This is a genomic window from Wolbachia endosymbiont (group B) of Athalia cordata, assembly GCF_947251845.1.
Classification (GTDB): Bacteria; Pseudomonadota; Alphaproteobacteria; order Rickettsiales; family Anaplasmataceae; genus Wolbachia.
In genome coordinates this window covers 455,849-468,183 of the sequence record NZ_OX366383.1, presented here as the reverse complement: position 1 = coordinate 468,183, position 12,335 = coordinate 455,849, and the positions used below count along the sequence as shown (strand labels likewise).

10 protein-coding genes and 1 pseudogene are annotated in these 12,335 nt (G+C 33.2%); 3 read left to right on the top strand and 8 right to left on the bottom strand.

The genetic code is table 11. The annotated features are described in order from the left end of the window. The first annotated feature begins 202 nt into the window (after window positions 1-202). A pseudogene (locus OPR30_RS02280) lies at window positions 203-1,481 on the top strand (IS4-like element ISWpi18 family transposase). Between the two features lie 630 nt (window positions 1,482-2,111). Then, window positions 2,112-3,218, top strand: a complete 1,107-nt coding sequence (locus tag OPR30_RS02275) for a D-alanyl-D-alanine carboxypeptidase family protein (RefSeq protein ID WP_265031019.1) — start codon at window positions 2,112-2,114, stop codon at window positions 3,216-3,218. A 32-nt stretch (window positions 3,219-3,250) separates the two neighbouring features. Here OPR30_RS02275 and OPR30_RS02270 read toward each other — a convergent pair whose 3' ends face one another. The 5 genes from OPR30_RS02270 to OPR30_RS02250 all read right to left on the bottom strand — a co-directional run bounded on the left by OPR30_RS02270 (window position 3,251) and on the right by OPR30_RS02250 (window position 8,165). Then, a complete protein-coding gene (locus OPR30_RS02270; protein ID WP_265031018.1) occupies window positions 3,251-4,591 on the bottom strand; it encodes a DNA recombination protein RmuC in 1,341 nt (446 codons plus the stop codon). A 273-nt stretch (window positions 4,592-4,864) separates the two neighbouring features. Further along, complete coding sequence (locus OPR30_RS02265; protein ID WP_265031017.1) at window positions 4,865-6,025, bottom strand: porin; 1,161 nt, start codon at window positions 6,023-6,025, stop codon at window positions 4,865-4,867. Window positions 6,026-6,125: 100 nt separating this feature from the next. Further along, window positions 6,126-6,929 (bottom strand): hypothetical protein, encoded by an 804-nt coding sequence (locus OPR30_RS02260; RefSeq protein ID WP_265014626.1) that lies wholly within the window; start codon window positions 6,927-6,929, stop codon window positions 6,126-6,128. A gap of 172 nt (window positions 6,930-7,101) precedes the next feature. After that, complete coding sequence (locus OPR30_RS02255) at window positions 7,102-7,773, bottom strand: hypothetical protein (protein WP_264376493.1); 672 nt, start codon at window positions 7,771-7,773, stop codon at window positions 7,102-7,104. Between the two features lie 173 nt (window positions 7,774-7,946). Then, the gene (locus tag OPR30_RS02250; RefSeq protein WP_264377982.1) at window positions 7,947-8,165 is read right to left on the bottom strand and encodes a hypothetical protein; all 219 of its coding nucleotides are present in this window, start codon (window positions 8,163-8,165) and stop codon (window positions 7,947-7,949) included. 186 nt (window positions 8,166-8,351) lie between these two features. On the opposite strand from OPR30_RS02250, the gene secA reads away from it, so the two are divergent. Beyond that, complete coding sequence (secA, locus tag OPR30_RS02245; RefSeq protein WP_264377983.1) at window positions 8,352-11,003, top strand: preprotein translocase subunit SecA; 2,652 nt, start codon at window positions 8,352-8,354, stop codon at window positions 11,001-11,003. A 177-nt stretch (window positions 11,004-11,180) separates the two neighbouring features. On the opposite strand, the gene OPR30_RS02240 is transcribed toward secA, so the two are convergent. The 3 genes from OPR30_RS02240 to OPR30_RS02235 all read right to left on the bottom strand — a co-directional run bounded on the left by OPR30_RS02240 (window position 11,181) and on the right by OPR30_RS02235 (window position 12,198). Further along, window positions 11,181-11,426 (bottom strand): transposase, encoded by a 246-nt coding sequence (locus OPR30_RS02240; RefSeq protein ID WP_265031009.1) that lies wholly within the window; start codon window positions 11,424-11,426, stop codon window positions 11,181-11,183. A 274-nt stretch (window positions 11,427-11,700) separates the two neighbouring features. Then, the gene (locus OPR30_RS06320) at window positions 11,701-11,820 is read right to left on the bottom strand and encodes a hypothetical protein (protein WP_374699833.1); all 120 of its coding nucleotides are present in this window, start codon (window positions 11,818-11,820) and stop codon (window positions 11,701-11,703) included. 237 nt (window positions 11,821-12,057) lie between these two features. Then, the gene (locus tag OPR30_RS02235; protein WP_264374660.1) at window positions 12,058-12,198 is read right to left on the bottom strand and encodes a hypothetical protein; all 141 of its coding nucleotides are present in this window, start codon (window positions 12,196-12,198) and stop codon (window positions 12,058-12,060) included. Between the last annotated feature and the right edge of the window lie 137 nt (window positions 12,199-12,335).

The window sequence follows — 12,335 nt, the reverse complement described above, 5'->3', positions numbered from 1 at the left end:
AATAAGAAATTGAATTTTTAAGTAAAATATTTAATAAAACACATGAAGCATAATTGTAAATTTTTGAAGACAGCAAATGAAAGTAGCCCCTCTCTTGTCATCACTGCCATTAAGTTAAGGGAAAGTGATGGACTGTATTGTAAAATCAGGTAAGATCCACAAATTAAAAGAAGTAATGACATGAGTAAAAAAAAGAATAATCATGTTTATAAAAAATAAATTGATGAGTTTAAACTTTATAAACGCACACAGAGCATCCTCAAAAGACTTCTCACGAAAAAGAAAGCTGCCCTTCATTAATGTATTTCTCCTGATTTTTAGAAAGAGTGTAAAGTCATTACAAGTAATGCTTAATGAGTTTGTTCTGCATACAAGAAAAGATTACACAATTACGGCAAGTGCATTTACTCAAGCAAGAAAGAAGCTAAAGCATACTGCGTTTTCAGAGTTAAATGATGATATAGTTTCCCTATACTACCAAGATCAGGAATTTAAAACCCACCATGGCTTCAGAGTACTTGCATTTGATGCTTCAATACTGATTCTGCCAAAGAGCGACAAAATAATAGGCGAGTTTAGCTCAAGAGCAGTATGGAATGGAATCCAGAGATTTGAAGACTATACAAGTGCAACCTTTGAAGTTTGCTACGATGTGCTAAATAATATTGCAATAAAATCTGTGCTAAGTAGAGGTGACAGCTATGAGGTTGATTTAGCGATCGGTATGCTTGAATCCATAAAATCAGACGATTTGTTAATCTGTGATAGAGGATACGTATCTTATCGATTTCTTGCTGAGCTTACAGGAAGGAAAATCAATTATATAATTCGCTGTCCAAGTTCGTCTTTCAATGAAATAAACGCTATGTTTAAGCCGGAAAGCCCATCTAGTACGGTGGTAGTGTCTACCGCACCTATTAAAGTAGCAAGACAGCTACGAAAGCTAGGATTACCTGATGAGATGAAATTCAGGTTAGTCAAAATAATACTTTCTTCTGGAGAAGTTGAAGTGTTAGTAACATCATCTGTTAGATGAGCAAAGTTTTACAGTCGAAGAGTTTGAGAGATTATATTACTTGCGCTGGGGAGTAGAAACATTTTTTTCTAGGCTGAAGGGAAGATTAAATTTAGAGAATTTCACAGGAAAAAGTATTGAAACTATCAAGCAGGATTTTTGGTCAACTATCTTCATCAGTAATCTAGAAAGTATCATGATAGAAGATGATGAAGAGACATTGAGCGCACAGAATAGTAAACTAAAAAAAAGCATCAATAAATCTGTCTCATTTAATGCGATTAAAAACTTAGCCTTTGATATTTTTTCTACAGAGTCAGACATAGACTGCATTATGGATCGACTATCACAGTTATTTTTGATGAACACTTTAGTGGTAAGAAAAGGGAGAAGAGTTGATCGTCATAAGATATCTGATATTCGTTCACTCAACTACCAGAAAAGAGCTAGAAAACATGTGTTTTAAATTCAAGATATCTTTTCAGTATCATTGTATTAGTACATTCTTTGCAAAATAACCTGCAATTATTACTTTTTTAAATAACTTGCACTTTTCAGACTCCCTTTTCTTAAAAATTCACCCTAGTATTTACCATAATTATCAATCACTTCAAATTTTTTGTCCAATCTTAACTTCTCTTTCCCTTAACTTAATGGCAGTGCTCTTGTCATCTCCTGCTCCCTCCTTCTTGTCATTCAAGTAGCCTCTATCCCAGTGGGCTTTGTTGCAAATATTAATAAATTTACCAAGCGAAAAAAGGCAAAAAAATCCCCATGTAACGAGTTTTAATAATGTAAATTGGCGCTGTAATAATGTGCTAACGCTTAAAATAAGAGCGTTTTGGCTGAATGTAGAAAAAATAAAAAAGACATGCAGCCGCTATAATTTTTATGTAATTTGCCAATAAATATCTGAGTTTTTTACTGAATTTTTGTTGTTGAACCCGCGCGGATCGAAAACAAGGATAAATACTCTTATTGTCATAATAAGGGGGCTGGCGCAGTTTGTCAAGGAAGTTTTATGCGAGAGATCTATTGAAATGCTCGTGCAAAATCATACTATTAATTAGTACACTATAAATTTAAAATTATAAATATGTTAAGCAAATTAGTAACTTTGCTATTAATTTTTATACTCCCTTTTAATTCGTACTCATATCAGTTTAGAACTAAAGCAAAGCAAGCAGTTGTTTTAGATTTAGCTTCAGACTCTTTCATTTTTGACCATAATTCCAGTGAAAAAATGGCCCCATCTTCAATGAGTAAGTTAATGACTTTATATGTAGCTTTTGACTATCTAAAAGCTGGAATAATAAAAATGGAAGATAAATTTCGAGTAAGTAGAAAAGCATGGGAAAGGAAAGGCTCTTCTATGTTTTTGAAAGAAGGTCAATTTGTTACGGTAAAAGAACTACTTGAAGGAATTACAATTGCCTCAGGTAATGATGCATGCATAGCGCTAGCCGAGGGTATTGCAGGATCAGAGGAGAATTTTGTTGCTGAAATGAATGAAGTTGCACAAGATTTAAATCTTAATGATAGTCATTTTGTTAACTCAAGCGGGTGGCCAGATGAAAACCATTTTATGAGCGCAAAAGACTTGGTAACACTGGCAAAAAGAATTTTCACCGATTTTCCTGAATACTATGATCTATTCTCTGAACAATATTTGACATATAACGATATTGTACAAAAAAATAAAAATCTTTTACTTTTCCATGATATTGGAGTTGATGGTCTAAAGACAGGTCATACAAGTGCTGGTGGTTATGGCATTATAGCATCTGCAAAACGGAACGATAGGAGAATTTTTGCTATTGTGAATGGTTTGGACACCGAGAAAGAGCGAATAGAGGAAGCAAAAAGACTAATACAATATTCCTTAAATCATTTTAATACCAAGAAAATATTTGCTAAGGATAGCGTAGTTGAAGAAATAAATATTGTTTATGGAAAAGATAAAAAAGTGCCCGTTACAGTTGCAAACGATGTTACCATAACTTATAACCGCAGATTACATGATAAAATTAAAGTGCGTATTGAGTATAAAGATATGGTACCCGCACCAATTAAAAAAGGTCAAGAAGTGGGCAAAATTTTTGTAGAAATACCTGGTACTGAGCAACAAACTATACCTGTTTATGCAGCAAATGATGTGCAGGAATTGAGCTATATAAAAAAAATTTTTAGAAAGTTGTTTTAATCAGCAAATGTAAGTTAAGTAGACCTGAAATACTAATCTACTTTCAACCCCTCAGCATGTAAACTGCGTGGTAAAGATTCCAACTCTTTTGCAGCAGTGAGTTCTTTATTTTTTGCATGTATACCAAGCTTATTGAATTCTCGAGCAGCGGGAAATACTCTTGCCTCAAGCGAGCCAGCAGTTTTATTGTAATGGTCGACAGCGCTTTTTAAGCTCCTGCGTAAATTGTCAAAGTTTTCGCCCATTGTGCAGATTCGCTCATATAAAATATGGCCTAGTTTACTTATTTTCTTTGCATTTTCTGCTATCACCTCTTGCTTCCATCCATAGGCTACTGCCCTAAGCAGCGCAATTAAAGTTATCGGTGTTGCAATAATAACTTTTTTTTCTATTCCAATTTCTATCAAAGCTGGTTCACACTCCAGTGCTGCGCTGAAAACTCCTTCTCCTGTTAAGAAAAGTACTACAAGTTCTGGCGTATTTTCAAACTGATTCCAATATTCCTTTCTGCCTAGATCGTTTATATGTTTTTTTATTGCCAGAGAATGATTCTTCAATTTTTCCCTTTGTATCTGCAAATCATTTTGCGACATAGCATCCATATAAGAATCAAGTGGTACTTTAGCATCTATTATTATTTGCTTTCCTGATGGCATTTTTATTATCAAATCAGGACGCAACAAATTGTCCTCATTTTTATCAATTACTGAGGCTTGAGTCAAAAAATCGCAATATTCAATCATTCCCGCCATTTCTACTACTCTTTTTAGCTGCATTTCACCCCATTTTCCCCTAATGTGAGGCTTCCTCAGGGCGTTAGCAAGGCTAGAAGTTTGACTCATTAATGCTCCAATTTGCTCCCTTAAACCTTCATAGGCCCCTACCCTCTCCTTCTCTAGGTCACGTATTTCACTATCGAATTTTTCTAACTTTTCTTTTATTGGAGTGACAACTTCGTTGATCGTTGCTTGCCTTTTTTTGAAATCACTTTCTGTTTCTTTTAGTTTACTATCGATTACTTCCTTCGCTAAATTCAGAAAATTATTGTTGTTTACCTGCAAAGCATCAAGAGAAAGCGCTTTAAAAGTATTTGTAAGCCTCTCCTCTGCTTTTGTCAGTAATTCTATTTCCTTTTTCTTTTCCTCACGCTCTTTTTGTAGAATTACTTCAAGCTCTGCTTTTTTGACTTTCAACCCAACTATCTCTTCATCCTTATTCAGTAAAGTTCGCTTTGCCTCTTGAAGCTCAAGCTCTAATTTAAGTTCAAGATTTGCTTTCTCCTCACTTAGCTTTCTATTCTTTTTTACGACGAAAAAGAGAAATAACAGTAAAAAAAGAAAATTTAACCCGAGAACTATAGAATTGAGAAGCATCAGAATACAGAAAAAACCGCACTCACAATACTATCTAATTTTTCTATATATAAAAAAGAAAAAAGAGCATCAAATGAGGTACTCTTTTGTGAAGGATTTGGTTTACTAATTAATAATCGCCTACACTTGGATTAGTGACATAATGTCTTTTTATTAAAAATCTTATGTAATAGTTATTTTTATCATATCAAATAGCACATATATTAACAACTCGATTTTACTCTCATTGCTTACTATTTACCACATTACAACACTTACAAATCGGTTATTTCATTAAAAACTTAGCTTCAGCCCAGCCAAAAGCACATACCCGGAGTTATTACTTTCGATTTCAGGTTCTTTGGTACTAAATTTTACAATATCGAAGTAGTATGAAGTGCCAAGAGCTAATGGATATTCAAGACTGAAAGCCTGTGATGTTAATTCGTTTGTACCTTTGCCTACAATATCCCTGCTACTACTAAAATATGTTAAGCTCACTTTACGAGAATCAGAATGATAAGCAAAACCTGCATTTATATAATTCATATTACTTGTTTCAGGACTACGTTTCTCACCAGATTTACCGCCATTACCGTACGAAAAAATGCAATCAAGTTCAAAAAGTTTTAGCTTCAAGCCAAAATTCCAGTGTAGCAATTGATTACGGCATTTATAATTTTCAGAAGTACCATCCGAGCAATCAGTTAAATTTTCTCTTGCAAACTCACCAGTAAAAGCAGTAGTAAAATTTATTTCATCTGATAAGCCATTTTTATAGGAAAGACCAGCGGCTATTAGATTGTTATATTGCAAATTATTTTTTCCTGGAACATAACTGAGTCCAAGTTGAAAGTTATAGATTTCAGGAGAAAGATAGTTTATCGTTGGTTGTTTTAACTTCAGCTCTAGTCCATTATAGTCGCTGTAAATATTGGGTTTTACCCAAAATACCTCATCTTTATCATACCCAGGATCATTATCTTTTTTTTCATTACCGCGCAAATTTGAGTAATTTGTCCAATGACCATTTATTCCTCCGGCAGCTGTGTAAATTTTTGAAGTGTTAATTAACATACTCTGACTAACTAAACTTCCTTTACCATATTCAATTGATCCAAATTCCTGGTTCTTTATGATAAAATACCACTTCTCCATTTCTAACTTTTCTATGTCTAGTGCCTTTAAGTTTGCAATACCAGAAACTCCTACCTTAACATTAAACCCCATTTGTGTATTTGGATAAACTTGCTGCAAATAAAGAAAGCGCAGGTCTGAATAGCTTGAGGTCTTGTCTTTTGTAGAGCTAAAAGAATCTCTGTTGAAAGCGTAGCCAAATCTTAAATCTATTTTTCCATCTAGTTCTGCATAAAATATCTCCTTATCTAGAATTACCCTAGCGTTAGCACTCCCTACCACGAATAATAATGAAAATAGTGTGATCAGTAACCTCATAGGCAAGCTTAAATTTTTAATATAAGCTTAACAGAAATAAAAAACAATCCTTATATTGTGTAGAACTTAGATACTACAAAGCAATTAATGACAAAAGCGTTTAAGCATTCTTCACACTATGTTTTTGAATTATATTTCCATAAATAATTGATATACTTGATAGTTTTCGCTTTAATAACTGCTTGTTAATGGAAGAATGTATACGATTAACTATTTTAGATGTGTTATTTGCATCACAGTTCATCAAAATAAAAAGTACCTTATTCTCATCAATACATCCTAGAAAATCATCACTACGGCAATTTTTATAAAAATGCTCTATGATCAAACTCAATGCATTGTTTGTCTCATTCAATTTACTATTAAAACCTATTATCCCTATAACTGCATTAATTTGATATTCAAAGGCAAAATTCAATACAACATATAACTCCAAAATAGTGGACTCATTGTCTGGTATATCAAACAAGTTGTGTTTTTTATATTTCTTACCCATCAGATATTTATCCCTAAACATTGCTAGCTTATGAAACAGGCTAATGTCACGTATCAATAGCTCATAATTAATCTTGCTATTAGTAAATTGCGTGGTGCGAAAAACTTTTACCTTTGTTTTTATATCTTCTCCTTTAGCATCAATTAGAGAAAAGCCTATCACTTTTGGCAATATATCGGGCAAATCGCGCCCATCTTCAGTATACTCCAAATAGCTTTTCATATCTTCAGCTGCTCTTTTACTTAAAATATTGATTAACGGCTTATTAAGTAAATTCCCTTCCTCACATTTTAATAAATTCCTTGCAGCTTGATTGAGTCCCGAGATTAATACGTTCTTTTTCTCATTATCCTGACAAACAGATATCACAGCATCATCTTTCCTTCTTGCAGTCATAAAATCTTCCATATCTTCTCACATATAACGTATTTATAAGTATAATAAGATTGTATTAAAATTCATTTACCCATTAATATACTTGATAAAGCATAGACAAATCGTCATGTTGCTGCATGTTCTAAGTCATGATAAAGGAAGCAAAATTATATTTATAATTTTGCTTGTTCTCTTTATACCTTCACTACAACAACTTATTTTGCTGTATTGGATTAGATGGTTGAATATAACCTAAACTACTGTAACACGATTCTTCGTATGAAGGTAGTAGTTCCTCAAGCGGTGCTGAAGGTTGTACTTTTTCATAATTGTCAGAAGGAAAATTATCTAATTCTTTATTATTAGTTGCCTTATCCATACATTTTATTGGTTGCTCTATATAGTCTTGTATTTCTTTTGTAAAACTATGATTTAGATAACAACTTGTTAAGTAAGCTACACCTGCTACTGTTAGTGCTAATGCTGCAAAAACTAAAGGTGAAGCTCCTATACACCTAAAAACCTTTACTTTATACATACTCATATGAGCAGGTGGATCAATGGTTGTTGCTAAAAAAATAAAAAAACCAAGTGAAAAAAATATTAACACGCAAATTCCACCCAATGAACAAGATCCTAACGCTACTTCTTTTAATGATTCTTCGTTTTTCTTTTTACTATTAAGGCTTCGATACATTTTATTAACGTTAGTATTGCTAATATAATCTTCTAGTTCTTTTAAAATTTTAGTCTTTAACTCTTCAATCTCATTATCTATTGACGAATAGTATTTTTTATACCGCTGCTTCAATTGAACGTCTAATACTGATTTACCACCATTTAGAAGATTTAAAATGTCTTTTTTTGCATAACTCAATCTCCTGAGAAATTTTAGAATCGTTTTGTTCTTTTATATCTTGATCCATTTTAGCCTGTAGTTTTTGACCAAAATCTTTAAATACAGTTCTGCAAGAAAGGTATTTTAATATAATAGGTAAAGCCAGCTCATTTCCCTTACTAAGCAAAGATAAAAGCTTCAAAGCGAAAGAATTAAGGTACTGCTTCTCTTGGTAGAATTAAGGTGAAATCTTCCCATCCTTGGCAAACTAATTTTATTGAAGAATCTTTAAACCCTTTTGTACCAAATTTTAATGAAGCAAAAAATTCTTCTAATTCTTCAAAAGGACAACTATTTTTCTCTAATTTTACTTTTATAATATTGCTTGATATTGTAACTCCACTAACCGTTTTATAAATGTAGCTTAACACTATTTTAATAATTTATCAAGAAAGTTTAATTATTAATTATAATATTTAATAAAATAAATAGACTCTTTTACATTTCATCTGCAAGAATCTTTTCCTTAGTTTGTAAATAAAGATTTTCTGAATCTAATTGCCGCAGGTTACGTTTAGTAATATAATCTCATATTAAATAAAACTTTACCTAAGTTTATGCCAGACTCTACGTTAGTTTTAACAACTATTCTTATATTCTTCATCTTTACGTTGTCACTTTTTTTTATAAAAAGGATATTTGGATCAACGAACAAGAAGATAATAAAATCCTTCAGAAAAATTGCTCAGCAGATTAATGCGCTAGAGCCAGAAATGCAGAGCTTATCTGATGAGGAGCTTGCTGGTAAAACCGCGAAATTTAAACGAGAACTGAAAAACGGAAAAACACTCAATGACCTTCTTGTACCTGCATTTGCGGTTGTACGCGAAGCATCGCGAAGATTCCTTAACATGAGGCATTTCGACGTTCAGCTAATTGGTGGAATGGTGCTCCATAACGGCATGATATCAGAAATGAAAACAGGAGAGGGGAAGACACTTGTTGCAACTTTAGCTGCATACTTAAATTCCTTAGAAGAAAAAGGTGTGCACGTCGTCACTGTTAACGACTATCTTGCAAAACGAGATACAGAGTGGATGAGTAAATTATATAATTCTCTTAGAGTTTCTGTTGCATTTATTACAAATAATTTGAAAGACGACGAGAGAAAAAAGGCTTATAGCGCAGATATAGTATACTCAACAAATAATGAACTTGCCTTTGATTATCTACGAGATAATATGAAATTTTCTCAAGAAGATATGGTTCAGAGAGGCTTCAATTATGCAATAGTAGACGAAGTAGACTCCATACTGATTGATGAAGCGCGTACTCCGCTCATTATTTCTGGCCCACTTGAGGAAAATAATCAGATATATAAGCATATCAATAAAATAGTAATCAAATTAGTTGATTCTGACTATGAAGTCGATGAAAAGAGTAGAGCAGTGTTCCTCACTGAAAATGGCATTTCACGAGTGGAGGAATTACTAAAATCGTATAACCTCATTCCTGAAAATTCCTCGCTCTATGATACTAGCAATATTATACTGACTCATTATATAGATCAAGCACTTCGTGCACATAAGCTGTTTACTGCTGATAAAGATTATATAGTGAAAAACGGTAAGGTGGTAATTATTGATGAGTTTACTGGGCGCATGATGGAAGGTAGGAGATATTCTGATGGTCTTCACCAGGCACTGGAGGCAAAGGAGAATCTTGAAATTCAGCATGAAAGTCAAACTTTAGCATCAGTCACATTTCAGAACTACTTTCGTATGTACAACAAACTTTCTGGTATGACAGGAACAGCAGCAACAGAGGCAGAGGAGTTTCGTGATATATATAGATTAAATGTAGTAAAAATTCCAACTAATGTGCCTGTTAAGAGAATAGATGTTGATGATGAAATTTATGGCACAGAAAAAGAAAAATTTAATGCTGTATTGAAGTTCATAGAAGAATGCCACAAACGCCTTCAACCAGTGCTTGTTGGCACTGTGAGTATTGAAAATTCTGAAAAACTTTCCGATCTTTTGAAAAGCCATTCTCTTAAGCATTCAGTATTGAATGCTCGTTATCATGAACAAGAAGCGTATATAATAGCGCAAGCTGGAATACCAGGCAGCATTACTATAGCAACAAACATGGCAGGACGTGGAACTGATATTCAGCTTGGTGGAAATGTTGAAATGATTGCAAAAATAGAGCTCGAGAAAATAAAAAATGCTGATGAAAGAGAAAAAAAATATCAAGAAATAGTCGAAAGAGTAAAAAAAGATAAGGAAATTGCTATAAAAGCTGGTGGCTTATGTGTTATTGGAACCGAAAGGCATGAAAGCAGGAGAATAGATGATCAACTGCGTGGCCGTTCTGGCCGTCAAGGTGACCCTGGACTTTCTAAGTTCTTTCTATCACTTGAAGATGATTTAATGAGGATATTTGGTTCTGATAGAATGAGGAATTTTTTGCAAAGAGTGGGACTAAAGAACAACGAGGCTATTCATCATCCATGGATTAATAAAGCACTTGAAAAAGCACAGAAGAAAGTTGAAGTTAGAAATTATGATGTGCGGAAGTCTTTGCTAAAGTTTGATGATGTAATCAACAATCAACGTAAAGTTATTTTTAAGCAGAGAAATCATATTTTAAACAATGAAATCAATGATTTAGTTGAAGTATATAGTGAAGTAAATGAGGATATAATAGAAGGTATAGTACAAAGTGGTTATTACGAAGATTATGTTGAAGATATTGCAAAAGAATTCCACATAAGATACGGGATAACGCTTAATCTAGAAGAGTTTTTGAATAAACAAGAAGCCTTGGATTATATAAATGACAAGATACAAGAATTTTTTACTGAGAAAGAAAAATATTTCAATAGTCAACAAACTACAGATTTGTGGAATACGATAGTGAAACAAGTGATGATCATGACACTTGATCATTTATGGAGGGAGCACCTTTCGGTCTTAGAGAGCCTAAGACAAAGCATAAATTTGCGTGCCATGGGGCAAAAAGACCCACTGAATGAATTTAAACGCGAAGCTTTCTTAATGTTTGAGTCGATGCTTGAAAAGTGGGGGGAGCTTACCATTCACCGCCTAGCGCACTTTAAGTTGCTAGACAATCAAGAAATAGGCAATAGGTCACGCTCTACTAAAAATAGCAGACTTCCAAAAGTTTCAAGAAATGACAAGTGCCCTTGTAACTCTGGAAAAAAATACAAACACTGTCACGGTGCAGTTGCCGTAGTGAATTAGTTGTTGCAAGAACATTATAGCTGCTATAGCTAACCGAAGTAAGATTTGCCCGAGCACTAAAAAACAAAATCAATAGCCGAATTAATATTGGGCCAAAAGGTTTGTAGAGCCTTTCTTATGTCGTGCTTGATCAGAATCGGATTTAAATCTGGCGAGTATGGAGGCAAGAACAAAATTTTACACCCAATATTTTCTATCAAATTTTTCGTCCTTGCAGATTCTCGCATTGTCGAGAACAATAGTCTGTCCAGGTTTAAATACAGGGACAAGTACATTTTCTACATAAGCATCAAAAATCTCGCTGTTGCAGTAGCCATCAATTATCCATGGTGCTTTAACTTTTCCTTCATTCAGTGCTCCAATTATGCTTACCCTCTTTCTTTTAAACCTTGGGCAAATAACCTCTTTCCTCTTTGAGACCACCCATATTCATAAAATTCATTGTCCTCTATTCCAGACTCATCTATGTATATCAAGTTTCCTTTATTTATTTCTTCTACTTTTTTTATGAACTCTTTGCGTTTCTCTTTATCTCTTTCTCGATAAAGAAAAGTTTTTTTTATATTTATAGTTTACTTTGCTAAGGTAGTTATATACTGTGTTTTTACACATATTACCAAATTCTTCAATTATCTTTTCAATTCTAATATCCTGATTTCCATTCAGAAATTTGATAAATCTATCCATATCTTTAATCTTATGGCCATATCCTTTGTGATAGCCTGAAGATGGTTTCTGTTTCTTTTTTCCTTTTCCTCCACAAATATATTGGTTTTATGCTCACTTTGAATATTTGACTGATTTTTTTTATCGTCATTGTTTTTTTATCGACTCCTTTGAGAACACGTTCTTTCAGATCCTCACTATATGGACTTGGCATCTTCTTCTTTCTCATTACTTATTATACCATTCTAACCAATTTTGCCATATAGCTAAACCTTTCTTGGGTTAGCTATAGATGATAAAATATTTGATTCTAGTTCTTTATAGTCTACTAATCCGGTAGTTCTATTTGCTTGACTCATTTCAAACCTCCATTTTTTATATCAATTTATTACTTTTCTTTTCGGCTTGACACACTTTTTTGAACGTTCCCCACTTTTTCTATCACCTTTTCAAATTCTTCTACAGTTAAGCCTGTTATATTACGAAAATTTCTTGGGTGTTTCTTTATATTGTGGTAACTAAAGCTCATTTTTTTACCTTACTCTATCTGCTTATTCCTCTTCCATCATTTTATCATTACCTTTTGCAGCAGGTCTATTGATGCATGAGTCTGGAATCTAGGAATTCTGATTATATATTAAGTTAGTAAGTATAAAAGTTATGTAA

Excerpts from the sequence above, each read along its gene's own strand:
- OPR30_RS02275 (WP_265031019.1), top strand. The coding sequence starts at position 2,112 with ATGTTAAGCAAATTAGTAACTTTGCTATTAATTTTTATACTCCCTTTT.
- OPR30_RS02270 (WP_265031018.1), bottom strand. The coding sequence starts at position 4,591 with ATGCTTCTCAATTCTATAGTTCTCGGGTTAAATTTTCTTTTTTTACTG.
- OPR30_RS02265 (WP_265031017.1), bottom strand. The coding sequence starts at position 6,025 with ATGAGGTTACTGATCACACTATTTTCATTATTATTCGTGGTAGGGAGT.
- OPR30_RS02260 (WP_265014626.1), bottom strand. The coding sequence starts at position 6,929 with ATGGAAGATTTTATGACTGCAAGAAGGAAAGATGATGCTGTGATATCT.
- secA (WP_264377983.1), top strand. The coding sequence starts at position 8,352 with ATGCCAGACTCTACGTTAGTTTTAACAACTATTCTTATATTCTTCATC.
- OPR30_RS06320 (WP_374699833.1), bottom strand. The coding sequence starts at position 11,820 with ATGACGATAAAAAAAATCAGTCAAATATTCAAAGTGAGCATAAAACCA.
- OPR30_RS02235 (WP_264374660.1), bottom strand. The coding sequence starts at position 12,198 with ATGAGCTTTAGTTACCACAATATAAAGAAACACCCAAGAAATTTTCGT.